This is a genomic window from Janthinobacterium silvisoli, from assembly GCF_014200725.1.
In the GTDB taxonomy this organism is placed as follows: Bacteria; Pseudomonadota; Gammaproteobacteria; order Burkholderiales; family Burkholderiaceae_D; genus Janthinobacterium.
Genome location: NZ_JACHCL010000008.1, coordinates 46,598 through 72,107 on the forward strand (window position 1 = coordinate 46,598; position 25,510 = coordinate 72,107).

Sequence of the window (25,510 nt, forward strand, 5' to 3'; positions counted from 1 at the left end):
TGGTGAAACTATGGCTTATCAGCAGGAATCGATGGCCCTACACTGGATTCCTGTGCTTACTTTTGATAATAGAAAGATCACCCATGCATAACCATTCTTCTACCGAGCAACGTTTCACCAGCAAAGTCGCCCTCGTCACAGGAGGTGGCAGCGGCATAGGCCGTGCCGCTGCGCTGGCTTATGCACGTCAAGGCGCCAGGGTCGCAGTGGTTGGCCGCAAGCTGGAAAAGTTGCAGGAAACAGTCAATTTGATACGCGATGCGGGTGGCATGGCGATTGCCGTGGTAGCCGATGTGTCTGTTGCCGCCGAAGCCGAAGCGATGGTGAAGCGCACATTAAGCGCTTTTGACGGTCTCGATATCGTGTTTAACAATGCGGGTACGGAAGGCGCTTTCGCCCCGATCACCGAATTGACAGAAAACGACTTCGATCATGTGGTGGGCATCAATCTGAAGGGTGTCTGGCTTTCCATCAAGTATGCAGCACAAGCCATGGCCCACCATGGCGGTGATGGAGGTGGCGTCATCGTCAACACCAGTTCGTGGCTGGCGGACACGGCGGTCAGTGGCTCTTCCGCCTACGCCGCCAGCAAGGGTGGTTTGCTGGCCATGACGCGCGCGCTGGCAGTGGAACTGGGACCGCTGGGCATACGTGTCAACAGTATTTTGCCCGGGATTATCGCCACGCCCATGTTCGAGCGCCTGGGCGGCAACGATGCGCTGGCCGACACCTTCGCCGCCGCCACGCCACTGCGCAGGGTAGGCCAGCCAGCGGACGTGGGCGACGTGGCCGTCTGGTTGTCGAGCGATGAGGCACGCTTTGTGACGGGACAAAACCTGCTGGTCGATGGCGGTTATACGGTTGTGGGTATGTAAAGGTGGAGCAGGAATGACAAGCACGTCGTCATTATTTTGTACTATCGATGGCGAGGCTGGGCAGGGTCAGGCATGGCCCGCCATGCGCCGTATGCTTTGCGGTGGATGGCCAGTCACGCGGATGAAGGCGCGCCGCATTCGTTCAGGATCGGCAAAGCCGGAGGTACGGGCAATGATTTCAATCGGTTCGGCGCTGCGTTCCACCTTCAGCCGTGCCACTTCCACGCGCAGCCGCTCGACCGCCTTCGCCGGCGTTTCGCCCGTCTCCATCAGGAAGGAACGGCCGAACTGACGCGGACTCAGGCAGGCGACGGCAGCAAGATGCTCAGTCGACAGCTCTTGCCGCAGATGTTCCCGCATATAAATCAGCACTTGCCGGATGCGGTCCGACTCGGGCTCCATGGCCGCCATGGCCGAGAACTGCGACTGATTGCCTGGCCGGCGGTGATACACCACCAGCATCTGCGCGGCGTCGCGCGCGGTGTCGCTGCCCAGGTCTTCCTCGATCATGGCCAGCGCCAGGTCGATGCCGGAGGTCACGCCGGCCGAAGTCCAGATTCCCTGGTCCTTGGTAAATATACGGTCTCCTTCCACCTTGATCCTGGGATATTGGCGTTGCAGGCGAGCGACATATTTCCAATGCGTTGTTGCCCGCCGGCCATCGAGCAAGCCGGCTGCCGCCAGCAGGAAGGCGCCGGTGCAAACGCTGGCGATGCGGCGGCTGCCGCGCATGGCGGCGATGTTCAGTTGGTCGGAGATGGCAGGAAGGATGGCCGGATCGGACGACATCGAGCCACCCACCACCAGCAGCGTGTCATAGGGCTGGGCCCGGATCTGGCGGGTCACGATTTCCAGTCCGGCCGAACTGCAGATGGCGCCGCCCGCGAGCGACACCACCTCGCACTGGTAGCGGCAGCCGCCGTTGATCGTTGCCGCCACCTCGAACGCCGCCAATGGCCCGCTCAGGTCCTGTATCTGAAAGCCCGGGTACACCAGGAATGCAATCTCGCGTGCGTTGCCGGCGGCGCTATCCAGGGGCAGGGAGGCGGGTTCCTTGAGTTCGTCTATGGTATTCATGGGGCCATGATGCAACAAAATGGTAGTGGCGGCAATGACATATTTCCCTCAAAAAACGTCATGACAGGCATGTGCCAGTCAATGACCAGAAACGAGGGAACTACGTCCTTTGCGTTGCCGCAGCCAGCACTGAGAATTGCGGCACTGCAACTATCTTGTTCAATCCCTTATGTCTCTTTTTTCTTTTTCCCGCTCCAGGATGGCCTCGGCCTCGCTGGTCGCCATCGCCGTGGCCGGCTTGGGCGCGTATGGCGCCCTGCGCGCCGGTACGCCGCCACCGTCATCCCAGGCGACCTTGCCGGAAGTGGATGTGGCCGTCGTGCTGCAACAAACCATTACTGAGCTGCACACCTATTCCGGCCGCCTGGCGGCGGTGGAGCAGGTTGAAATAAGGCCGCAAGTGTCCGGCGCCATCGTCGCAGTCAATATCCGCGACGGTGCGCTGGTGCACAAAGGCGATCTGCTGTTCGTCATCGATCCCCGCCCGTACCAGGCGGAAGTCGACCGCGCCACAGGCCTGCTGGCGGCAGCGCAGGCGCGTGCCGATTATCTGCAAGCCGACGGCGAGCGCGCGCAACGCCTGATCGGCGACAACGCGATTGCCCGGCGCGATTACGACGAGAAACGCCATGCCGCGCGCGAAGCGGCGGCCAATCTGCAATCGGCGCGCGCCGCGCTGGCGGCGGCGAAAATCAATCTGGACCACACGCGCATCGCCGCGCCGATTGCCGGCCGGGTATCCCGCGCCGAAATGACGCTGGGCAATGTCGTTGGCACGGGCGCAGGCGCCGCGCCGCTGACGACGATCGTGTCAGTGTCGCCGATGTATGCGGAATTCGATGCGGACGAACAAAGCTACCTGCAATACAGCAGCCGCAGCCGCCATGGCGGCAAGGTGGCCGCCGAACTGGGACTGGCCGGTGAAAATGGCTATCCCCGCCAGGGTGAAATGCAGTCGGTGGACAACCGCCTGAATCCATCGTCGGGCACGATACGCATGCGGGCGCGCTTCGACAACCGCGACGGCGTGCTGGTGCCCGGCCTGTATGCGCGCATCCGCATGGGCGGCGGCGCGCCGCACGCGGCGCTGCTGGTCGACGATGCCGTCATCGGCACGGACCAGTCCAGGAAGTTTGTTTATGTGATCGATCAGCAAGACCGCGCCATTTACCGGGAAGTGCAGGTGGGCGCCTTGCGCGGCAATCTGCGCGTCATCAATAGCGGCTTGCAGGCGGGCGAGCGGGTGGTGGTCAACGGCGCGCAACGCATCCAGGCCGAGACCAGGGTGCGCGCGCATCTGGTGGCGATGGGCGGCACGCCAGGCGCTGGCCAACTGGCTGAGAGCACAATCCGATGAATATCTCCAGGTTCTTTATCGACCGGCCGATCTTTGCCGGCGTGTTGTCCGTCATCATCCTGCTCGCTGGCCTGGTGGCCGTGTTCCAGCTACCGATATCGGAGTATCCGGAAGTGGTGCCACCGTCCGTGATCGTGCATGCCCAGTATCCGGGGGCCAATCCGAAGGTCATCGCCGAGGCAGTCGCGGCGCCGCTGGAAGAGCAAGTCAATGGCGTGGAAAACATGTTGTACATGCAGTCGCAATCGACCAATGATGGCAATCTGACACTCACGGTGACCTTTCAGCTCGGCACCAATCCCGACCTGGCGGCACAGCTGGTACAGAACCGCGTGAACCAGGCGCTGCCACGCTTGCCGGAAGATGTGCAGCGTCTCGGCGTGACCACCACCAAAAGTTCGCCGACGGTGACCATGTTCCTGCATCTGCTATCGCCGCATGGCCGCTACGACATCACTTACCTGCGCAACTACGCGCTGCTGAACGTGCGCGACCGGCTGGCGCGCATAAAAGGCGTAGCCGAGGTGCAACTTTGGGGCGCCGGCGACTATGCCATGCGGGTCTGGCTCGATCCCGCCAGGATCGCCCAGCGCAAGCTGACTGCGATGGACGTAGTGAGCGCGATCCGCGAGCAGAACGTGCAGGTTGCCGCCGGCGTGGTGGGCGCTTCGCCGTCGGTGCCGGGCGCGCCGCTGGAACTGTCGGTGAATGCGCGCGGCCGGCTGTCGACCGAGGAGGAATTCGGCGCCATCGTGGTAAAGACTGCCGATGGCGCCGTGACTTACCTGCGCGACATTGCCAGGATAGAACTGGCCGCCGCCGAATATGGGCGGCGTTCGATGCTGGACAACAAGCCTGCCATTGCGCTGTCGATCAACCAGAGCCCGGGCGCCAATTCGCTGCAGATCGCCGACGATGTCCGCGCTGCGTTGAAGGAATTGAGCGCCGATTTTCCGCAGGACGTGGAATACAGCATCGTGTACGACCCGACGCGCTTCGTGAAATCGAGCATCGAGGCGGTCATCCACACCTTGCTGGAAGCCATTGCGCTGGTGGTCGTGGTGGTGATTGTGTTCCTGCAAACCTGGCGCACCTCGATTATCCCCCTGATTGCGGTGCCGGTATCCATCGTCGGCACTTTTGCGCTGCTGCTGGCCTTCGGTTTCTCCATCAATGCGCTGTCCCTGTTTGGCATGGTGCTGGCGATAGGCATCGTGGTCGACGATGCGATCGTGGTGGTGGAAAACGTGGAGCGCAATATCGCATCGGGCCTGAATGCGCGCGACGCGACCTATAAAGCCATGCAGGAAGTGAGCGGCCCCATCATCGCGATTGCCCTGACACTGGTGGCCGTCTTCGTCCCGCTGGCGTTCATGAGCGGACTGACTGGCCAGTTTTACAAGCAGTTTGCCATGACGATCGCCATTTCGACGGTCATTTCCGCCTTCAATTCGCTGACCCTGTCGCCGGCCCTGGCGGCATTGTTACTGCGCGGGCATGGCGCCAGGGAAGATGCGGTGACGCGCGCCATCAATCGCGTGCTGGGGCCCTTCTTCAATTGGTTCAACCGGCTCTTCCGGCGCGGCTCGGATCGCTATGGGCGCGGCGTGAAGGGCGCGTTGCGGCACAAGGGCATGATGCTGGTGGTGTATGCGGCGCTGCTGGGCGTGACCGTGTTGGTGACGCGCATCGTGCCGGGCGGTTTCGTGCCTGCGCAGGACAAGGAATACCTGATTTCCTTTGCCCGCCTGCCCAATGGCGCCTCGCTCGAGCGCAGCGAGCAGGTCGCCCGCGCCATGGGCGACATCATCATGAAGCAGCCCGGCGCCGCGCATGCGGTCGCGTTTCCCGGCCTGTCGGTGGATGGCTTTACCAATAGCTCGAACGCGGCGGTAGTGTTCGTGCCGCTCAAGCCGTTCCGCGAGCGCCAGGGCAAGGATTTGTCCGCCGCCGCCATCGCCGCTTCGCTGAACCAGCAATTTGCCGGCATCAAAGGGGCTTTTATCGCCGTGTTTCCGCCGCCGCCAGTGCTCGGCATAGGCACCCTGGGCGGCTTCAAGATGCAGCTGGAAGACCATGGCGCGGTCGGCTATGAGGCGCTCAACCGGGCCAAGGCGGCATTTATCAAGCGCGCCGCCAGCGCGCCCGAGCTTGGACCCATGTTCTCGAATTACGAGATCAACGTGCCCCAGCTCGATGTTGACCTGGACCGTATCAAGGCTAAACAGCTGGGCGTGCCCGTGACCGACGTCTTCAACACGATGCAAACCTACCTCGGTTCGCTGTACGTGAACGATTTCAACCGCTTTGGCCGTGTCTATCAGGTGCGGGTACAGGCGGATGCGCCTTACCGCCAGAACGCCGACGACATCCTGCAGTTGCAGACCCGCAATGCCGCCGGCGACATGGTGCCGCTGGCGTCGCTCGCAACGGTCACGCCGACCTATGGCCCGATCTCGGTGGTCCGCTACAACGGCCATACCGCCGCCGACCTCAACGGCGGGCCGGCGCCCGGCTATTCGTCCGGGGAAGCGCAGGCGGCGGCCGAACGTATTGCGGCCGAGGTATTGCCGAAAGGCGTCAAGTTCGAATGGACCGACCTGACTTACCAGCAAGTGCTGGCGGGTAACGCCGGCATGTGGATCTTTCCCATCAGCGTGCTGCTGGTGTTCCTGGTGCTGGCGGCATTGTACGAAAGCCTGACCTTGCCACTGGCGGTGATCCTCATCGTGCCCATGAGCGTGCTGTCGGCGCTGGCCGGAGTGTGGCTGACCGGTGGCGACAACAATATCTTCACGCAGATTGGCATGATGGTGCTGGTCGGCCTGGCGTCGAAAAACGCCATCCTGATCGTGGAGTTTGCACGCGAACTCGAACATGACGGCCATACGCCGATGGCAGCGGCGATTGAAGCGAGCCGGCTGCGCCTGCGGCCCATCCTGATGACTTCGATTGCCTTCATCATGGGCGTGATACCGCTGGTAGTGTCCAGCGGGGCTGGCGCCGAGATGCGCCAGGCGATGGGCGTGGCGGTGTTTTTCGGCATGCTGGGCGTGACGCTGTTTGGCCTGATGCTCACGCCCGTGTTCTACGTGGTGCTGCGCACGATTGCTGGCGGAAAAATACATGTGGCGCAAAAAGATGCGCCGCACCAGACCGACTATAACAAGGTAGCCTGATGAAGAAACGCAAAATGACGAAACGCCTGCCGTTGCCACGGCTGGTCATAGGGAGCGCGCTGCTGTCGCTGATGGCGGCGTGCTCGGTAGAACAGCCATGGCAGCGGCCCGAGGCCAGCATCCCGGCCACCTTCAAGGAGGCGCAGGCGGAAGACAACGCCGGCTGGAAGCTGGCCGAGCCGGCCGAAGAAGCGCCGCGCGGCCAGTGGTGGGCCATCTTCGGCGATCCGCTATTGGACGAGCTTGAACACCAGGCCATCGCCGCCAACCAGGATGTGCAGGCCGCCGCCGCCCGCTTGCGGCAGGCGCGGGCGCTGGCGCAAGCGCAGGAGGCGGCACGTTTGCCGGCGCTCGACGCCGGGTTCGGCGCTACGCGGCAACGCGCTTCGCCGGCGTCGCAGTCGCTGGCAGACGGCGCGCAAGTGCCTGGCCAGACCTTGTGGCGCGCCCAGGCGGCGGCTTCATATGAAGTGGACCTGTTCGGCCGGGTCGGCAGCGGGATACGCGCCGCGCAGGCCGATGCTGGCCGCAGCGTTGCGCTGTTTCATTCGGTGCTGCTCGCGCTGCAGGCCGATGTGGCGCAACACTATTTCCAGCTGCGTGAGTTTGATGCGCAACTGCGTGTGTATCAGCAAACCGTGGCCCTGCGGGAAGATACGCTGAAGCTGGTCGAGCGCCGCTTCAAGGAGGGCGAGGTCGGCGAACTGGACGTGGCGCGCGCGCGCAATGTGCTGGAGAGCGCGCGTGCCGATGCAGCAGGCGTGGCGCGCCAGCGCGTTGTTGCCGAGCACAGCCTGGCCGTGTTGCTGGGCAAGCCGCCGGCGCAATTTGCCTTTGCCGCCATGCCGCTGGCGCCGGTCGATGTGCCGGTGCCGGCTGGCTTGCCCTCGGCCTTGCTCGAGCGTCGTCCCGATATTGCCGCGGCAGAACGCGCCATGGCGGCGGCCTATGCGCGCGTTGGCCTGGCCCGCTCGGCATTTTTCCCCAGGCTGGACTTGACTGCGATGCTGGGTGTCGAGTCTGCCACGCTGGGCAACCTGTTCCACTGGTCCAGCCGGACTTTCCTGCTCGGGCCGCTGGCCGGCACGGCGCTGTCCGTCCCCCTGTTCGATGGCGGACGGCGCAGCGCCATGCTGGGCGGCGCGCAAGCCCAGCTGGACGAAGACGTGGCCCTGTACCGCCAGCAGGTGCTGGTGGCGTTTCGCGAGGTGGAGGACAGCCTGGCTGACTTGCGCTTGCTCAAGGTGCAGTCTGCTGCCCAGACGGCGGCCGTCACGGCGGCGCAGCGCGCCGGGCAATTGTCGCAGAGCCAGTATGAAGAAGGGCAGGTCAGCTATCTGGAAGTGATCGACGCACAGCGGCAGATCCTGCAGGCGCGTTTGCAGCTGAACCGGCTGGCCGGGGCTCAGGCAGCGGCCACCGTCAGCCTGATACGGGCGCTAGGCGGCGGCTGGGATGCGACGGCGGGGCTGGTGGCTGCGCGCTGAAAGTAGCCGCCAGGGTACGCCAGTTCAAACTGCATGCAGCGCCATGGCCGTGCTGAGCACGGTGACCACCGCGATCGATGCAAAGAAGACCTGGCGTGCCCATCGGGCATCGTCGCAGGCGCGCAGGCCGGCGATGCCGACCGCCAGCCAGCAGGCGCCGGCGGCCAGCATGGACAGCATATACAAACGTCCAGCACCGAAGGCGCCCAGCGACAGCGAGGCAGCCATGAAAGCGATGATATACAGCAGGATGTGGCGCTTGGCCGTGGCATGGCCGCGCACCAGCGGCAAGACGGGAATGGCGGCGGCCCGGTAGTCAGCGGCGCGGAAGATGGCGATGGCATAGGAATGCGGCATTTGCCACAAGCTGAACATCACCAGCAACAGCAGCGCCGTGGCGTCGAAATGGCCCTGCGCCGCGCAATAGCCGGCCACTGGCGGCATGGCGCCGGAAATACTGCCGACCAGCGTGCCGTGCACCGACGTGCGCTTCATGCATAGCGTGTACAAGCCGGCGTAGACGGCATAGCCCAGCAATACCAGCATCAGTGGCAGCCAGCGCTGGGTTGCCGCGTACAGCAAGCCTAGCCCCGCCAGCAATAGTATGGTGGCATAGGCGCACGCTGCGGGTATGCCAATGGCGCCGTTCGCCATCGGCCGCCTGCGCGTGCGCTGCATCAGCTGGTCGATGTCGCGGTCGATGACGTTGTTGACGGTGCAGCCGGAAGCGACCACCAGCGACACGCCGGTAGCCACCAGCGCACCTTGCCACCAGTCAACCTGTCCATGCGTTGCCAGCAGGAAGCCGCCTGTGACGGAAACAAGATTGCCCAGCACGATGCCTGGCTTGGTCAGGGCGAGATAAGCTTTGTACATCAGTATCGCCGGGCGCATTCAAGCGCGAAGCGCGGCGCTGGCGCGTGCTTGCCTTCTGCGGCAAGGCAGGTGGGCTGGTGTTGCCGGGAATCGTACATATCATCCTTTCAAAGTAGGCAAATGGTTGGGCAACTGTTTGTCGCGCGAATATTGTATTGGCGTGCCCGCCTGGAAAGAGGACGTAGTTCCCTCGTTTGCCGCCATTTAAGGGGCATGCCGCCTGATGTCTGGAATGGTGGGAAATATGGCGCTTGCGGTCTGCTTGAACGAACTAAGATGCCTGCAGTATCGACTAAAGGAAACCAGATGGATTTGGCAACGACCTACCAGGAAGACCGCGCACAACTATGCAAAATGCGCTACATATCGTTATTCGAAGGGTGCACGCTGCTGCTGTTGCTCGGTATTGCCATGCCGCTCAAGCATCTGGGCGGATACCCAGGCATGGTGTCCCTCATCGGGCCGATACACGGCCTGGCCTTCCTGCTGTATTGCTGGATGCTGGTGCAGACGCTTTTTCTTGGCAGCTGGACACGTGCAGAGCGCCTGCGCATGGCGTTGGCGCCCATCATCCCGTTCGGCGCCTTGCTCAACGAGCGGTTGCTGGCGCGCCGCCTGGCGTCGCTGGCACAGGAATAGCCGGCATGGATTATCTTTTGCTGAGAACGCTGCACATTGCGGCAGTCGCCACCTGGATCGGCGGGATGCTGGCCGTCGCAGGCATCCTGGCCTGCCGCAGCCAGCCCATGGCTCCTTTACTTGCCACCCTGCGCGCGTGGGACCGGCGAGTCACCACGCCGGCCATGCTACTGGCATGGATACTGGGACTGGTGCTGGCGTCGACCGGCGGCTGGTTTCCGCAAGCCTGGCTGATCGCCAAATTGTTTCTTGTGCTGTGCTTGTCCGGACTGCATGGCATGCTGGTGGCCCGGCTGCGCAACAGGTCGCCGAACCTGGCGCGGCAAGCCTGGCCTGGCCGCTTCGGCTTTTTTGCAGGCATCCTCGTCGCGACAGCCATCATTACCGTGCTTGTGATTGTCAAGCCGCAAGTGTAGGAAATCGATCGCTACTGAAGGGCAGCGGTGGGCCGGTGAACGCTGGCTCAAGTCCCAGTGCGGGTCGGTTTGCGGCGGCACCAGCGAGCCGAGGATCACGCCTTTTACGGGCAGCGGCCCCAGTTGCAGGGTGCGCAAGACCCGTTGCGTGCCCTGCAAGGTCAAACGGGGCAACAATGTCATTGAGCTACCTTGGTGGCGATGGAAGTTGGCCAACAAGGTAGCGTTTTTTGCATCAGTTGTCTACTTTAAAATATTTCTTCTCAGCCACTTTACAGGCCCAGGCTATCCTGCAGTGCAGATGAATACAGGCGGTGCGGATCATACTTGTTCAGCACGGCCACGGCGCTATCCCAGTTGCTGCCGGCAGGCTGGCCTGTGCGGAAGGCGTTGGGGACCGTCGTTTGCAAGGCGATCGGATCGGCCCAGGCCGCCTGGTTGCTGTAGCCCCAGCCTTTCGACCATTCCGGACGGACGGCCGCATCATTGCCGTTGTAATTGGCTTCCAGCCATTGTTCCACTTCCCGGTAAAACTCGTTCGCATACGGCGTGCCGGGGAAGGTCAATATGTCGAGCCAGATAGCCACGTCCCAGTCGGCATGGTCGGGCCGTGGGCGGATTGCCGACAAGATGGGCGAGACGCCGTTCGCACCGGCCACGTCGCCCGGCTGGTCCAGGCCCGTGACGCGGATTTCCACCGGGCCATTCATCGGATAACGCGCCAGGGCCTGATAGGCGGCCACCCGCGCGCGGTAAAAGGTGGCGAATTCATTCAAGACGCGCTGCACATTGTCGCGCCGGGTCAGCACCGCATAGCCATTGGCGGTGATGCGCAAGGTGGTCGGTTTGACGTACAGCAGCAGGTTCTTGGACCAGCCCCACAAGTCCCAGCCACCGGTGAACGTCAGGCCACCGCCAACCACCGTGAATTGCGTCTGGCCGAACAGCGGCGTCATGCCGCCCTGACCCAGGGTGGCAATCTTGTACGCCAGGTCGTTGAGGTTGGCCGGCAAGTTGTCTGAAAATGTGTAATTGAAAGGCACTGTCGTTTCGCGCGCGAAAGCCGGTTTGACCGGGGATACGCTCCATACCTTGAGCCAGGGATGGTCGGTAAATGGAAACCAGATCGCTTCCGCCCGGCCCGCACTGTCGAGGAAACTGGAAAATGTACGGCCACCCGATCCCTTGGGCGCGAACATCTCGGTGTAGGGGATATTGGTCCAGCTCTGGCAACGCAGGCGCTGGTTGGGCGACACTTGCAAGGTCGCCTCGACGATCAGGGCGCGGCCCACATGGGCCAGCAGGGCGCCGGTTTCCGGGTCGCTGCGCAGAAAGGTTTTCAGGATGTAGGCGCGGCTGACCGTGTCATACACCACGGCCTTGAGCGACAGCACCAGGTTGGACAGCGAACCATAGGTGGCGCCCAGCGGCCGCTGTTCATTCTTGGCAGGCACGGCCGTGCCGTGACCATTGATGGCCAGCACGCCGCCCAGGGTCAGGTCACCGGGCGCCGGCGTCGCCGTCAAACCCAGTCCCGCGTTTTCCAGCGCCGTCAGCAACGCTTCCATGCTGATGCCGGCCTGCGCCGTCACTTGCGGCACAGGCCCGGAGGTATCGATGCTGGCGGCAGTTAAATGCGTGGTGGTGTCGAGCAAGATCACGCTGGGGCAAACGGCGCCGGCCGGCACGGTCAGGGGCGACCAGTTATGCATCATGCCGCGCGGGCGCACCTTGTAGCCATTGTCCCTGGCCCAGTTGACCACCTTCACCACTTGCTGTGCATCGGTGGGTGCGCATGTCCAGACTTCATCGACCTTGATATCGCCAGCCCAGTTCTGGAAGGTTTGTTTATACAGGGGGATATCGAGCGGGAAATTGCCGGGCGTAGCGCAATTGGCGGCCTGGGCGGCGCTGATGCGCGCCAGCGGCAGCCAGCCGGCAAGGGCGCCGGCGGCGGTGAATTTTGCTGTCTTTTTCAGGAAATTGCGACGCCGGGAAACTGATTTCTGCTGATCGTCTCTTGCATTCATTGCGACATCCTCCAGTGTGGTGTGCGTCGATGGTAGTGGCCTCAACCCCGCATATTCAGCGGGTTTGAGGCCGTATGTACCATAACGAACATAGAAGATTATTGCAAAAAATGATAATTATTTATGTCAATTGTGAATAATTGACATCATTGGTGAGAATATCCACGGTTGCGCTATCAGGCATTTTTGGTTCGTAGCAAACGCAAGCCGTTGGCCACCACCAGCAGGCTGGCGCCCACATCGGCAAACACAGCCATCCACAAGGTCGCCATGCCGGCCAGCGCCAAGCCAAAGAAGACCGCCTTGATACCGATCGCAAAGCTGATGTTTTGCACCAGGATGCTGCGCGTGCGCTGGCTCAGGCTGATAAATTCGGGCAGCTTGCCCAGCTCATCATCCATCAGGGCCACGTCGGCCGTTTCGATGGCCGTGTCGCTGCCGGCCGCGCCCATGGCGAAACCGATGTCGGCCTGTGCCAGGGCAGGCGCATCGTTGACGCCGTCGCCCAGCATGGCGACCACACCAAACTGTTGTTGCAAAGCCTTGATTTCATCGAGCTTGTTTTCCGGCAGCAACTCTGCCTTGACCAGGCTGACACCAACTTCAGCACCGATACGCTGCGCCGTGAGCAAGTTGTCCCCGGTCAGCATCACGGTGGTGACGCCCAGCGCATTCAGACGCGTTATGGCCGCTTTTGCCGTCGGACGCAACACATCGGCCACGGCAATCACCCCCAGCGCCTGATCGTTGGTCGCCAGCACCATGGCCGTATAGGCTTGTTCTTCCAGCCGGGCCAGGATGGCTTGCAGTTCCGGGTTCAAGACATTTAACTCTGTCATCAAACGCGCATTGCCCAGGTAATAGGTCTGGCCATCGATATCGCCTTGCACACCGCGGCCATGCAGGGCGGTAAATTGGCTCACAGGCAAGTGGCTGGCTGCGGGCGGGCCTGCCTTGACGATGGCGGCGGCCAGTGGGTGGGCCGAGTTGGCGTCCAGGCTGGCGGCCAGCAGCAAGATGTTCTCGCGGCTGCTGCCTTCAAAAGCCACGACTTCCGTGACGGCGGGCTTGCCCATGGTCAGGGTGCCTGTCTTGTCGACGGCGATGGCTTTCAAGCGGTAGCCGGTTTCCAGGAATTGCCCGCCTTTCACCAGAATGCCGCGCCGGGCCGCCGCCGTCAAACCGCTGACGACCGTCACGGGTGTGGAAATGACCAGGGCGCAAGGGCAGGCAATCACCAGCATCACCAGCGCCTTGTAGACCCAGGCCATGAAAGGCGCGCCCGTCAGCAGCGGCGGCAGCACCGCCACCAGGATGGCGAACACAACCACGGCCGGCGTGTAATAGCGGGCGAAACTGTCGACGAAACGCTGGGTGGGCGCCTGTTTGCCCTGGGTTTCTTCGATTACCTTGACGATTTTCGCCAGGGTGGAGTTGCCGCTATTGGCCGTGACGGTGATGTCGAGTACACCGCGTTCATTGATGGTGCCGGCATATACGACGTCGCCCGTGGCCTTGTCCACTGGCATGCTTTCACCGGTGATCGGCGCCTGGTTGACGGACGACGCACCATTTTTCACTATTCCATCTAGGGCAATGCGCTCGCCCGGTTTGACGCGCAGGGTAGCGCCCACGGCCACGGTGGCCACGGGCACTTGCTGCCAGCTACCCTTGCCATCTTCCACGGTGGCCACGTCTGGCGCCAGTTGCAGCAAGCTTTGCACGGCGTTGCGGGCGCGGTTCAGCGACAGGCCCTCGATCAGCTCGGCAATGGCAAACAGGAAAATCACCATCGCCGCTTCCGGCCATTGGCCGATGGCGATAGCGCCAATCACGGCCAGGGACATCAGGAAGTTGATGTTCAAGGTAAAGCTTTTCAGCGCGATCCAGCCTTTTTTCAGGGTCGGCCAGCCACCGGTGGCGATCGACAGCAGTGCCAGCGCGATAACGGTAGGGGAATGGTCGTTTTGCGTGCTCCATGCCAATGCCTCGGCACCGGCGGCAGCCAGGCCGGACACGACAAGCAAACCTTTTTGCATACCGGACAGGCCGCCTTGCGGCGCGGCGCGCGTTTCGCCTTCCTGCATGGGAACAGCCTGCATGCCGATGCTATGCAGCGCAGACTCGACGGTAGCTAACGTCGGCAAGGTGTGATGCACGTCCAGCACGCGGTTCATCAGGTTGAAATCGAGGCCCACCACGCCCGCCATGCCGGACAGCTTGTTGCGGATCAGCCGTTCTTCCGTAGGGCAATCCATATTGTCGATACGGTACTTGGCCATTTGCGCGCCAGCGATGGGCTTAGCAGGCAAGACCGGAGCGGTGTCGAGCTTTACCGGCGCCGCATGGGCGTGTTTATGGGAGCAGCAGCTATCGTGGGAGTGAGTATCATGCGGCATCGCATCGTCCTTCATGGATTCGTGTATGCTTCCATTAGAAACCCTGTAGTGGCTACAGGGTCAAGCAGAATTTGTACGAAAATATGAAAGAGGGAAACGTCATGCGTATCGGAGAACTGGCCAAGCGCACAGATTGCGATGTGGAAACTGTGCGTTACTATGAAAAAGCAGGCTTGCTGCAAGAGCCCAGCCGCAACAGCGCCGGCTACCGAGAGTATCAGGACGAGCATCAGGAACGGCTGCAATTCATCCGCCATTGCCGCTCCCTGCAGATCGGCTTGACCGATATCCGCGCCTTGTTGGAATTTAAGAATAATCCGGCTGAAGGTTGCCAGAGCGTCAATGAACTACTCGATCACCATATCGAGCGCATCGCTGAACAAATGGCGAACTTGCAGACGTTGCAACAGCAACTGGTGACCCTGCGCCACCAGTGCGACAAACCGCAGCCGTCGCAAGACTGCGCGATTTTGCAGAATTTATCGGAAGCGGCCAGCGGGCATGATTGTGCCTGCCATACGGAATCTGTCGATATAAGGCACTAAGCAGGCACTAAGCAGGAACTAAGCATAATAGCAACAACGCCTCACAAAACCGTCGCGCAGCATGTTTGGTGAGGCGTCCTCCATCAGGTGCATTGGGGAAGTGTCCAGCCCTCGTAGCCCATATCGGTCGGGTAAATCGCCCGCTGATTGCCCCAGCGGGCGTAGTCCTGGATGCCGTCTTCGTGCATGTCCAGCACCCATTCCGTGCTTTCCAGCAAGTTACCTGCCTTGTCATACACGCGGAAGAAGGATGCCGTACTGAGGGCGCGTACGATGTTGCTCGGCAAGCCGTTGCCGTAGTGCGGGATATAGGTCTTGATCACGCAATTGCCGTTCTCGCTCCATTGTTGGGCGTATACAGTCGCGTTGCGCGCCGCACTCAGCTTGATGAACACCCAGCCGGTCAGCATGATGGTGAGCAGGATGGCGGCGGCGATCAGGCCGGTCTTCTTGAGTAGCTGCATGAGGTCACTGCGTCGCTGAAAACAAAGGTGCCGCATTGTATGCCAAGTGTGGAAATACTTGCCGTACGGCACGAACCGCAGGTATTTGGCCGTATTTCCACGCTTACTTTATCTATTTTGCTAAAGTCTCGTGCAAGGTATTCGCCATGTCCAGATGATGCTGCAACGCAGGTAGCGTCTTGGCAGCAAAAGCTTTAATGTCCGGGTCCGTTGCCTTCTGGCTTGCATCGGTGAACAGTTTCACGGCGTCTTTATGGGCCGCTACGCCGATCTTGGCCACATATTCCTGGTCAAACTGTTTGCCAGCAAGCGTATTGAGCTTGGTTAGTTCAGACTTGTGCCGGGCGCCGGGCTGGTCGCTGACGTCGATCTGTTTGCTGCTGGCCAGCTGTTTCAATTCGTCGGCCACCTTGCTGTGGTCAGTGACCATGGCGTCGGCAAATTGTTTGACGTCTGCATTGGCGCTTTTACCTTGGGCAATTTTACTCGCGGCAATTTCCGTGCTGCCCGCGTCGGCCGCCTTGCTGAGGAAGGTACGGTCATAGGCGCCAGGCGCGGCAGCGGCGATGCTGTTGATGGCCATGCCGCTAAGCAGGGCCACGGCAGCGCCGAGAGCCACGTTTTTCAGGGAAAGGGCGCGGGTACTGTTAGTGCTGGTGGTGATAATAGCCATGGGAAATCCTTTCTGAGTGGTTTTTTCTACAAGCTGATAACAATGTTAAGCCAGCAGCTTGCGCACACCCATAGGAGACCTTCGACCATACACGTAGGACTAGTCTTGTTCGCTAGCGCACAATTGAACCTGCTTGAGCGCCAGCAAGGCGCAGATACCCGCATCCTGGCGCCAGTTCGGTAGGCCGATGTCCAGCCATTCCTTGGTCGCTTCCAGATGTGAAGGTTCGGACGCATTATGTTCGAGTTCGTCGAGCACGGTTTCGCGGTCGATATACAGGCTGTCCAGCCAGGCATCGAAAGAAGGCGCCAGTGTGATAAAGCCGTGGGCGCGCCGCCCTGTCCAGTCCGGCAACTCTTGCACATAGGCCAGCACGCGGCCGCCGCCCTCGGGCGTCAAGTCCAGGTAAACCATGGAATTACCGCCATCGCGGGCAAACGGCAGGATTTTTACCGGCATGGCCGTTTGCTGGCGCGCTGCGCGAATTTCGCCCACGAAAGTTTCATCGCAAAAATCGCCTTCATCGGCATTGAAAAAAGTATTGAAAGCCATGTGTTCCACACCGCCCTGGCCATCGGGCACATCGCAGGTGTAATCGATATACGCGCCATTGGCCACTTGCAAAAACGCCAGGAAGGCGGGTGGCAACGGTGCTTCCAGCAAGCTTTCGATGGCCGCAATCTGTTGCGCAGTCGGCGCGGCTTGCGCTTCGGCGATTGCCAGGTGGCGGTATGCGGTGTAATAGCGATAGACGGCGTGGCTGACGGTATTCTTGACGATGTTGTTGACGATATTATTAAATGAGTTGCTCATTGATTATCTTTATGGGCTGGCCGCCAGCATGGCGCGCTTGTTTTCTGCAGTCAAAACGCCATGGTAGCAAACATTGCCAGCACTGCGGCAGCCATCACCAGGGTGCATAGCCATCCCAGCCAACGCAAGCGGCGTGAAATGACCAGGCTGCCCATCACGGCGCGGCGCGTGGCCATCGACATCATGATGGCCATGATGGGCACGGAAATGACGCCATTGATGACGGCGCTCCAGTACAGTGCCTTGATCGGATTGAGCGGCGTGAAGCACAGGGCCGCACCCAGCAGGGTAGCCGCGACGATGATGGAATAGAACTTCTTGGCCGCCCTGGGTGCCAGTTCCAGGCTGTTTTGCCATTGAAAGGCGCCTGCCATGGCGTAGGCGGCCGAGCCGGCCAGCACGGGAATGGCCAGCAAACCGGTGCCGATAATGCCGAGGCTGAACAGGGCAAAGGCGAAGTTGCCGGCGATCGGGCGCAGCGCCTCGGCCGCCTGGGCCGAGGTGTCGATATGCGTGACCCCGTGCGCACCCAGGGTCACGGCCGTAGTCAGCATGATGAAAAAGGCGACCAGATTGGAAAAGCCCATGCCGATGGCGGTGTCCATCTTGATGCGACGAAATTGCCGCGCCGCCTGTTCAGGCTTGCGCCGCAAGGCCTGCGCCTGCGCATCGGCATGCAAGTCTTCCACCTCCTGCGATGCTTGCCAGAAAAACAGATAAGGGCTGATGGTGGTACCGAAGATGGCCACCACCATGGTGACGGCCGCCGTTGACCAGGCCAGTTGTGGCCAGACGCTGCGTTGCAGCACTTCACCCCATGGAATGTGCACCGTAAAGACGGTGGCGACATAGGCCAGCAAGCCCAGGGTCAGCCATTTCAGGATGGTCACGTACTTGCGGTACGGTATGAAAACCTGCAACAGCAGCGAAAACAAGCCGAAGGCAAGGGCATAAAAATGTGTCGGGCCACCCACGATCAGAGTCATGGCGTCGCCCATGGCGGCCACATCGGCGGCAATATTGATGACATTGGCCAGCAGCAGCAAGCCGACGATGCCATATAGCAGGGCAGGGGAGTACTGGCGGCGGATATTCGTGGCCAGGCCATGGCCGCTAACCCGCCCGATCTTGGCGCTGATGATCTGTATGCCCAGCATCAAGGGAAAGGTCAGGAACAAGGTCCACAGCATGCCGAAACCGAACTGGGCGCCGGCTTGGGAATAGGTGGCGATGCCGCTGGGATCATCGTCGGCCGCGCCCGTGATCAAGCCTGGCCCCAGCTTGGCCAGCCAGGTTTCCGTCGGCTCGTCCTTTGTATCGCTAACGATACTGGCGATTTTATCCAGGCTGGACATGACTTAACTCGCCGGCCAGTCGTCCAGATGAGCGGGTTCCTGCATTACATGTCCCGTGCGCTCGAAGCGGAAGCGGGCCGACATCTGGTAAGCCGCCTTGCGCACGCGCATGATGGAGCCCAGCGGCCGGTGCTGCAGCACGCCGTGCCACGGACTGAAGGCCATGCCGTCATCGACCAGGCGCGACAGCGCTTCGCTCCAGCCCGCCTGCGGCAAGGCTGTAATGCGCGCCACTGCAAAATACGGGCTTTCTTCTTCAGACCAGACGACGGAAGCGTCTTCCAGCGGCATGGTTGCTATATTGCGGCACAGCTGCACGCGCACTTCCCAGGTGGCGGAGCGACGGGCAAAAAAGTCCATCACGGCCTGGCGCAAGCCGTTGGGCTTGTCATGCAGGTCGATTAGCGCGCCTTTTAAAGCAGCCAGTTCGGGCGAGACCGGCGCGACCGAGACCTTGGCCATATACTGGCCATACAGGATGGGCACCTGGCTATAGTAGGTATCGCCCAAGACATGGGTTTCGGGATGGCCACCCAGGCTTTTCAAGGTACCGCTTTCGCCACCGACTGCTTCCAGCGCTTTTTCCGCCCCTTGAAGCACGCTCGACAGCGCCTGTTTCAGGCGTGGTACTTTATCCGTGGTGCTGGCCAGCAATTTGAGACTGCCGAGAAATTTCTTGGCGGTCGGCGCCAGGAAGGCCGGGCCGTTGACCAGTACAAAGTCTTGTGTAGTGGCATCCTGGCCAGTGGCATCAGTGTCCAGGCTGGATAGCTGCACGCCCTGCACGCCGATCAGCTTGATCGCCAGCCCGCGCGGCGTGGACACCTTGTCATCGAGAATGTCGCCAGGGATGGTCGAGTAGCGCATGACGACTTCAAATCGGCCGGGCTGGCCAAAGATGCCTTGCGCCAGCTCGGGCGCCAGGCCTTCGAGCACATTTAAATGGCCGCGCAGCAAGCCATGGCTCTTGGCATGCACGCTGCGCGTGGCGTGGCCGCTATCCTTATACGTCGTGGCAGAAATGCCGTGCAGGGTCTGCAGCAACTGCGCCTTGGTGTCTTGCTCGCCTTCCTCTTCGACTTCATAACGGCTATCGTACGGTACTGCTGGCTTTGGAATGGCGGTCATGGCTTTTCCTGTGCGGTGGGGAAGGTAGCCCATGATTGCCGCTAGCGCCATCGGCATCTGTTTGCCAGCGTACGCTTGCAAGAAATAAGTCAGACTATGTTGCAGGGACACTTAAGCTAGTGCCGCCCTTGAATAGCTGAGTAAACAGGGCTATGCTGCCTGTCCTCCATGTTGTTCTTGATGAAGCTTATGCCCAGACTGACCAAAACTGAAATAGACGCCGAGATTATCGACCGTGCCGCGGGCCTGTTCGCCAAGCATGGTTTCGAGCATACGTCGCTACAACAGATCGCCGATGCCGTGAAGTACTCGAAAGCGGGCTTGCTGCACCACTATCCCAGCAAGAAAGCCATTTACGATCAAGTCCTGATCACTTGCCTCGACCAGATGCGCGCGCTGCTGGCCAAGGTCGATGGCATTCCCGTTGGCCGCGAACGCGACCTGGCGGTGGTAGAAACGTCTGTACAGCTCAGCTTTGACTGGCCCGGTATCTCGGCCTTCACCAACCGGCTGGCCGACAATGGCGAAGGAACCACGCCAGAAATGACGCAGATGGGCATGATGATGTACGAGGCGCTGGGGATAGACCTGGCGGCCCTGAACCTGGAACGCCTGATCCGCATCACCAGCGCGTTTTCGGGTCTGGGCGTGTCGGCCATGATTGCCGCCCGGCTCGATTTCAAGCGCGAATGGCGGCCATCTATCGTGCAGGCGGCGATGGATGCATTAGGACATGCCAAGGCTAGCTGATAGCTTTCAGACGAGTTTCTCTGCTACAAAAGCAGCCGTCTGATAGGGCACGGTCACTACATCGCCTTTTAAATCTTCCTCTGACTCGATCAGCGTGCGTATCTGCTCTTCGATGACACGGCGTTCATGTTCGGGCAGGGCGGCAATAAAGCTGGTCGAGCGCACGCGGTTGAGCAGCACGTCTTCGGGCGAACCCGTATGGCCCAGCGCAAAATGGGTTTCCTGCAGCGGCCCGTAGCCTGCATGGGGGAAAGCCTTGCGCCAGGCGCCCGTGTAATAGCGCGGCGTGTCGCCTTCGACCTGGTTGACGATGGCGTCCAGCCTGGCCACCCAGTCTACCCTGGGATCGCGCAAATTCCATATCAGGCCCAGCTTGCCGCCAGGTTTGAGCACGCGCAGTATTTCGTCCAGCGCCTCGGCAGTGGCAAACCAGTGAAAAGCCTGCGCGCAAATCACGGCATCGACCGAGGCATCGGGCAAGGGAATCGCGGTCGCCGTGCCCGCCAGTGGCTGTACCTGGGGAAAGCCGGCCGCCAGCTTGGCCAGCATTTGCGGCACCGGTTCGACGGCGATGACCGTGGCGCCCGTTTCGAGCAGGCGCGGCGTAAATTTGCCCGTGCCGGCGCCCAGGTCCAGCACCGTCACGCCTGGCGCCAGGCCCAGCGCGCTGCGCAGCCAGCCGGCAACTTCAGGCGGATAATCGGGCCGGCCTCGCACATACGGGTCTGCTCCAGTGATATAACCTTCGGCAGCTGCGCGGTGAACCTTGTTATCCTTGCTATCAGCGTTATTACTCATGCCGCCTCCTGTTTGATGGTGAGCATCAGCCTATCACAGCCGCGCCGCGATCTGCTCGCGCAGCCAGCGGTGCGCCGGGTCCAGGTGCATGCGTTCGTGCCAGACCATGGCCATGTCGTAATCGGGCATGGTGACGGGCGGCTCCCAGGTGCGCAAGCCGCCCAGGGCATTTTTCAGCAGGCGCGAAGGCAGCATGGCCACCATATCGGATGCAGCCAGCAAGTGCGGCACGATCAGGAAATGCGGTACGGACAGCACGACCTTGCGCTGCCGGCCCAGCTGCTCCAGCGTTGCGTCGACGGCCGTGCGGTAGCCGCCGCCATTGGTGGACACGACGATAAATTCCAGCGCACAAAATTGCTCCAGGCTGGGCGGCGATTGCAGCAGCGGATGGTCGTGGCGGCCCGCCAGCACATAGTGTTCGCGGAATAGCAACCGGTGCCGCAAGCCGGCAGGCGCTTCTTCCTGCGCCACAAAGCCCAGGTCGATCTGGCCATTTTCCAGCTGCTGCGCCATGCGCGCCGGCACCGCCTCATGCACGGCCATGCGCGACAAGGGCGCCAGTACCCGCAAGGCAGGCAACATCGGCAGCAGGATTGCATATTCGGCAGCATCGGCGGCCGCCAGCTTCCATTCCACCTGCGCCTGGGCCGGCTCAAACGGCGCTACCGGCAACAGCACTTGTTCCAGCTGGGCCAGCACGGCTTGCAAGGGCGCCAATAATTCCAGCGCCCGCGCCGTGGGCAGCATGCCGCGTGGCCCCGGCAGCAGTAGCGGGTCATCAAAAGCATCGCGCAATTTGCCTAGTTGCACGCTGACGGAGGGCTGGCTCAGATGCAAGCGGGCGGCCGCCCGCGTCACGTTGCGCTCGACCAAGAGCGCATTGAGCGTCAGCAGCAAGTTCAAATCCAGCTTGCGTAAATTGTCCATGGCTATACCTTGTATTTCAACTATTCATTTCTCCTATGATAGCGCAAGGTCTACAGTAGTTCCTGTCGCGACAATTTCTTCATCTATTACAGGAACAAACTAATGCAACTCCATGAATATACGCAATATGATGGTTTGGGACTGGCGCAGCTGGTACGCGACGGCGAGGTATCCTCAAGCGAACTGCAAGCCTTGGCGCTGCGCGCCGTGGCTGCCGTGAATCCACAGATCAACGCGGTGGTTGAACATTGGCCGGCAGAGATGAGCGCCTTGGACAAGACCGCACCATTTGCCGGCGTGCCTTTTCTGATCAAGGATATCGCCGTCACCATGGCCGGCAAACGGGTCGAATACGGCAGCCGGCTGGCGGCAGGCCATGTCGCGCAGGCCGATTCTTATCTGATGACAAAATTCCGCCAGGCAGGCTTGGTCACCCTGGGGCGTACCAGCACGCCGGAAATGGCCTTTGCCACTACCACCGAACCGGTATTGACGGGCGCCACGCGCAATCCGTGGAACCTGGCCCTGAGTGCGGGCGGTTCCAGCGGTGGCGCAGCGGCGGCCGTGGCCGCTGGCATCGTGCCGCTGGCCCATGCGACGGACGCGGCCGGTTCCATCCGCGTGCCGGCCGCATCCACGGGATTGTTCGGCTTGAAACCGAGCCGCGGGCGGGTATCCAATGGGCCGGACATGGATGAGATTTTCAGTGGGCTGGGCGTGCAACTGGGCCTGAGCCGCAGTGTGCGCGACAGCGCGGCCTTGCTCGATGCGGTGCAAGGTGGGATGCCGGGAGAACCGTATGTGACTGCCGCGCCTGGCCATAGCTGGCTATCGCAGGTGCGTGTGGATCCGGGCAAGCTGCGCATAGCCGTATTGACGGTTGCCTGGAATGGCGCACGTCCCGAGCCGGAAATCGGCGCCGCACTGGACAATACCGTGCGGCTGCTGGAAGGGCTGGGCCACCATGTGGAAGCCGCCCACCCCGCGCTGGGCGTGTCGTGGGAAGCATTCGTGCTGGCCAATGCGCGCATCTGGTGCGCCAATCTGGTGGGCTGGATCGATGGCCTGGCGCAACAATATGGCCGGACCGTATCGCTGGCGCATCTGGAAGCGGCGACCCTGGCGTGCTATCGCTATGGCAAGACGGTGTCCGCCGTCGAGTTCGTTGCTGCCCTGGACGTGCGCAACACGGTCACGCGCCACAGCGGCGCCTTTTTTGCGCAATACGATGTGCTGCTGACGCCGACCATGCCGGATTTGCCGTGGCAACTGGGCCGCTATGCAGAGAATGAGGAAAAGCTGGACGGCTTGGGCTGGACGGCGCGCCTGTTCGAACACTCGCCCTACACGCCGCTGTCCAACGTGGCCGGGCTGCCCGCGATGTCCGTGCCGCTGGCCATGTCATCGGACGGTTTGCCGGTCGGCATGCAATTCATGGCGGGATATGGCGCCGATGGCGTACTGCTGCGCCTGGCCGGGCAGCTGGAGCGGGCAGCACCGTGGAGTGCGCGCCGGCCGCAGGTGTGGGCGGGTAACTGATTCGACGCTAGGCGGCAACGGCGCCACCACGGCTATCGAACCGGGTGCGCAGCCGTTCCCACAGGCGGTCGTGGATCGGCAGCACGATCACGTTGCAGATTGGTTCGAGAATCGCCAGCAAGCCACCAAACGCCATCGAACCGGTTGCCCAGTACAGTACGGCAAACGCCACGCTGATATGCAGCAGAGTCTGGCTGACCTTTTCACCGGCCACGGCCGCCAGGCCAAAACGCGTGCTGGCGTAGCGGTGGCGGATCGCGTGCCAGGTTTTTTCATGTTTGGGGAGCAGCGCGACATTGAGTATCGGCTCGATGATGGCCGCCAGTCCACCGAGCGCCAAGGACCCCGTTAGCAAGTAGGCGAGGCCGAAGGCGATCGACATATGCGTCACAACCTGGCTACATGTTTTGATGGCGGTAATCAAGGGAACTCCTTCCTGAGTTGGCTAATCCTTGATTTGGATAGTAACGATTCTCATTTACAAAAGAAAGTAAAATATTCCAAACTAATCAATAGGTAATTCCTATTAAATAATCTATCGGCATAGATAAAACAACGCCCGTATCTCCAGCGCAGAGATACGGGCGTCCTGTGCTACTTCAGATCAGGCTGGCTTACGGCAGTGTCTTCAACACATTTTTCGCTGGAACGGAGAAGTTATAACCGTCGTGGCGGTCCCAGTTGATCGACCACGTCATTACGCCGCGGAAGTCTGGACGCGCCTGGCTAGGGCTGATAGTGCCGCAGTTCAACAGGCGCGTCAGGCAATTCAAGGCATTGGCGACGTCGGCATTGGTGGTGAAACCCGAGCCGGCCGAGCTTGGGCCTGATGGTACGCCGAAGGCCACCTGGTCTGGACGCAAGCCAGCGAAGGTGTTGCCGCCATAGTTGAAGCCCTCGGTCAGCATGCGCGCCGTGGCCACCAGTTGGTTGGCCGAACCTGCCTTCAGGGCGCCCGATGCGTATGGGGTGTAGACATCGCCATTGTTGTAATACTGCGGGTGCAGCACGGTCAGCTCATTGCGCAAGGCATTGATGATGGGAATGTAGGCGCCCCAGATGCCACCGTAGCTGGTGTAGCCGCCTTCCACATACACCCATTCCGGCGCCATCGACAGGTAGAAATTGCTGCCCACTTTGGCCTTCAGGTTTTTCACGGCGATCGGCAGGTAAGTCTGGATAGGCGCGCCTTGCGTGACGCCATTTTCCAGGTCCAGGTCGATACCGTCAAAACCATACTTGGTGATGATGGCGTACAGGCTGTTGGTGAAGTTGGTGGCTTCGGCTGTCGACCCCACGGACACGGAACCGTTTTGGCCACCCAGCGACAGGATCACTTTCTTGCCCTTGGCCCGTTTGGCCGCCACGTCAGCGATGAATTGCGCTTCCGAACCGGCCGATGGATCGATGGTCAGACTGACATTGCCATTGCCCGCGTTGTCGGCGAACGACACCACGATCACGTCCCAGTCATCGCTGACCTGGCTGATCGGGTAAGTGTTGCCGCTAGGATTGGAGAAATTGTGCCAGTAGCCGATCAGCGCATGCTTGGCCAGGCCGCCAATTGGCGTCGGCGTCGGCGTAGGAGTCGGTGTTGGTGTTGGTGTTGGTGTTGGTGTAGGAGTTGGGGTAGGCGTTGGAGTCGGGGTAGGTGTAGGAGTCGGGGTAGGCGTCGGCGTTCCGGTGCCGCACTCGCCAACCGAGGTCCATGGTTGTCCCGTACCCACGCCGCCGTTGCTGGTCGATGGGTTATTACCCTGCGTCCACCAATTGGCGTTGTAATTGACGTTGTTATAGCTGGCCTGGCCGCCCGCATTGTAAACGGTGCTGCTGTTCCATGGCGTGAAGCAGGCGACCGCCGCATTGGTCACCGTGTCCGCCAGCATCTTGCTGGAAGCAGGCGTGTCCCCACCGCCACCGCAGGCTGTCAGGCTGCCGCCCAGCAAGCCAACGATCAAAGTACTCATCAATGTTCTATTCATGTACCGCTCCTGGTTAGTTTTTTCGTGGCCGATCCGGATAGAAACCCGGTGGAATTTCCAGATTGCAAGTGTTGAAGGTGGTAGTCAACTGGTTTTAATTTCTATCCAGTATGGCAATACCAATTCAACAAAGCGCGGGGATAATAGCGCGAAATAGCAATACCAGTTCGTTCTGTAGAATGCAGTGGTATTGCCCCA

Annotated in this window: 22 protein-coding genes; 9 read left to right on the plus strand and 13 right to left on the minus strand. The window is 61.1% G+C overall.

The genetic code is table 11. The features are described 5' to 3' along the window. The first annotated feature begins 83 nt into the window (after positions 1-83). Positions 84-875 (plus strand): SDR family NAD(P)-dependent oxidoreductase, encoded by a 792-nt coding sequence (locus tag HDE75_RS24155; RefSeq protein ID WP_183681970.1) that lies wholly within the window; start codon positions 84-86, stop codon positions 873-875. Positions 876-941: 66 nt separating this feature from the next. Here the strand turns inward: HDE75_RS24155 and HDE75_RS24160 are convergent, their stop codons facing one another. Next, complete coding sequence (locus tag HDE75_RS24160; RefSeq protein WP_183681967.1) at positions 942-1,952, minus strand: GlxA family transcriptional regulator; 1,011 nt, start codon at positions 1,950-1,952, stop codon at positions 942-944. A gap of 169 nt (positions 1,953-2,121) precedes the next feature. Here HDE75_RS24160 and HDE75_RS24165 point away from each other — a divergent pair, with 169 nt between their 5' ends. From HDE75_RS24165 to HDE75_RS24175, 3 genes are read left to right on the plus strand one after another with little or no spacing between them, the layout of a single operon-like run. Beyond that, on the plus strand, positions 2,122-3,309 hold the full coding sequence (locus HDE75_RS24165) for an efflux RND transporter periplasmic adaptor subunit (RefSeq protein ID WP_183681964.1): 1,188 nt from the start codon (positions 2,122-2,124) through the stop codon (positions 3,307-3,309). After that, positions 3,306-6,488 carry an efflux RND transporter permease subunit gene (locus tag HDE75_RS24170; protein WP_183681961.1) on the plus strand — a complete coding sequence of 1,061 codons (3,183 nt, stop codon included), beginning with the start codon at positions 3,306-3,308 and terminating at the stop codon, positions 6,486-6,488. The genes HDE75_RS24165 and HDE75_RS24170 overlap by 4 nt, the downstream gene beginning before the upstream one ends. Positions 6,489-6,502: 14 nt before the next feature. Beyond that, a complete protein-coding gene (locus tag HDE75_RS24175) occupies positions 6,503-7,975 on the plus strand; it encodes an efflux transporter outer membrane subunit (RefSeq protein ID WP_260174354.1) in 1,473 nt (490 codons plus the stop codon). A 24-nt stretch (positions 7,976-7,999) separates the two neighbouring features. Here HDE75_RS24175 and cyoE read toward each other — a convergent pair whose 3' ends face one another. Beyond that, positions 8,000-8,851 carry a heme o synthase gene (gene cyoE, locus HDE75_RS24180; protein WP_183681955.1) on the minus strand — a complete coding sequence of 284 codons (852 nt, stop codon included), beginning with the start codon at positions 8,849-8,851 and terminating at the stop codon, positions 8,000-8,002. 306 nt (positions 8,852-9,157) lie between these two features. On the opposite strand from cyoE, the gene HDE75_RS24185 reads away from it, so the two are divergent. Both HDE75_RS24185 and HDE75_RS24190 read left to right on the plus strand, forming a co-directional pair. Then, positions 9,158-9,490 carry a DUF3817 domain-containing protein gene (locus HDE75_RS24185; RefSeq protein ID WP_221291988.1) on the plus strand — a complete coding sequence of 111 codons (333 nt, stop codon included), beginning with the start codon at positions 9,158-9,160 and terminating at the stop codon, positions 9,488-9,490. Between the two features lie 5 nt (positions 9,491-9,495). Beyond that, positions 9,496-9,906, plus strand: a complete 411-nt coding sequence (locus tag HDE75_RS24190) for a CopD family protein (RefSeq protein WP_183681952.1) — start codon at positions 9,496-9,498, stop codon at positions 9,904-9,906. Positions 9,907-10,178: 272 nt separating this feature from the next. Here the strand turns inward: HDE75_RS24190 and HDE75_RS24195 are convergent, their stop codons facing one another. Then, entirely contained in the window at positions 10,179-11,936 is a 1,758-nt protein-coding gene (locus tag HDE75_RS24195; protein WP_183681949.1) for a cholesterol oxidase substrate-binding domain-containing protein, read from the minus strand. 176 nt (positions 11,937-12,112) lie between these two features. Then, positions 12,113-14,335: a heavy metal translocating P-type ATPase gene (locus HDE75_RS24200; protein ID WP_183681946.1), complete on the minus strand. Its 2,223-nt coding sequence runs from the start codon at positions 14,333-14,335 to the stop codon at positions 12,113-12,115. A gap of 101 nt (positions 14,336-14,436) precedes the next feature. Between HDE75_RS24200 and cadR the strand changes: the two genes are divergently transcribed. Beyond that, the gene (cadR, locus tag HDE75_RS24205; protein WP_183681943.1) at positions 14,437-14,880 is read left to right on the plus strand and encodes a Cd(II)/Pb(II)-responsive transcriptional regulator; all 444 of its coding nucleotides are present in this window, start codon (positions 14,437-14,439) and stop codon (positions 14,878-14,880) included. Positions 14,881-14,963: 83 nt separating this feature from the next. On the opposite strand, the gene HDE75_RS24210 is transcribed toward cadR, so the two are convergent. From HDE75_RS24210 to HDE75_RS24230, 5 genes are all read right to left on the minus strand, one after another. Then, the gene (locus HDE75_RS24210) at positions 14,964-15,344 is read right to left on the minus strand and encodes a hypothetical protein (protein WP_183681940.1); all 381 of its coding nucleotides are present in this window, start codon (positions 15,342-15,344) and stop codon (positions 14,964-14,966) included. Between the two features lie 112 nt (positions 15,345-15,456). Next, positions 15,457-16,017 carry a DUF4142 domain-containing protein gene (locus HDE75_RS24215; protein WP_183681937.1) on the minus strand — a complete coding sequence of 187 codons (561 nt, stop codon included), beginning with the start codon at positions 16,015-16,017 and terminating at the stop codon, positions 15,457-15,459. Positions 16,018-16,116: 99 nt separating this feature from the next. Then, the gene (locus HDE75_RS24220) at positions 16,117-16,830 is read right to left on the minus strand and encodes an SMI1/KNR4 family protein (RefSeq protein WP_183681934.1); all 714 of its coding nucleotides are present in this window, start codon (positions 16,828-16,830) and stop codon (positions 16,117-16,119) included. 50 nt (positions 16,831-16,880) lie between these two features. Then, a complete protein-coding gene (locus HDE75_RS24225; RefSeq protein ID WP_183681931.1) occupies positions 16,881-18,185 on the minus strand; it encodes an NRAMP family divalent metal transporter in 1,305 nt (434 codons plus the stop codon). A 3-nt stretch (positions 18,186-18,188) separates the two neighbouring features. Further along, complete coding sequence (locus HDE75_RS24230; protein WP_183681928.1) at positions 18,189-19,313, minus strand: catalase family protein; 1,125 nt, start codon at positions 19,311-19,313, stop codon at positions 18,189-18,191. Between the two features lie 189 nt (positions 19,314-19,502). Here HDE75_RS24230 and HDE75_RS24235 point away from each other — a divergent pair, with 189 nt between their 5' ends. After that, positions 19,503-20,063, plus strand: a complete 561-nt coding sequence (locus tag HDE75_RS24235; protein ID WP_183681925.1) for a TetR/AcrR family transcriptional regulator — start codon at positions 19,503-19,505, stop codon at positions 20,061-20,063. Positions 20,064-20,069: 6 nt separating this feature from the next. On the opposite strand, the gene HDE75_RS24240 is transcribed toward HDE75_RS24235, so the two are convergent. Next, on the minus strand, positions 20,070-20,861 hold the full coding sequence (locus HDE75_RS24240; RefSeq protein WP_183681923.1) for a class I SAM-dependent methyltransferase: 792 nt from the start codon (positions 20,859-20,861) through the stop codon (positions 20,070-20,072). A 33-nt stretch (positions 20,862-20,894) separates the two neighbouring features. Continuing rightward, complete coding sequence (locus HDE75_RS24245; RefSeq protein ID WP_183681921.1) at positions 20,895-21,791, minus strand: LysR family transcriptional regulator; 897 nt, start codon at positions 21,789-21,791, stop codon at positions 20,895-20,897. 102 nt (positions 21,792-21,893) lie between these two features. Here HDE75_RS24245 and HDE75_RS24250 point away from each other — a divergent pair, with 102 nt between their 5' ends. Then, entirely contained in the window at positions 21,894-23,330 is a 1,437-nt protein-coding gene (locus HDE75_RS24250) for an amidase (protein ID WP_183681917.1), read from the plus strand. Positions 23,331-23,337: 7 nt separating this feature from the next. On the opposite strand, the gene HDE75_RS24255 is transcribed toward HDE75_RS24250, so the two are convergent. Continuing rightward, the gene (locus HDE75_RS24255) at positions 23,338-23,754 is read right to left on the minus strand and encodes a DUF2061 domain-containing protein (protein WP_183681914.1); all 417 of its coding nucleotides are present in this window, start codon (positions 23,752-23,754) and stop codon (positions 23,338-23,340) included. 190 nt (positions 23,755-23,944) lie between these two features. Then, entirely contained in the window at positions 23,945-25,312 is a 1,368-nt protein-coding gene (locus HDE75_RS24260) for a chitinase (RefSeq protein WP_260174342.1), read from the minus strand. Between the last annotated feature and the right edge of the window lie 198 nt (positions 25,313-25,510).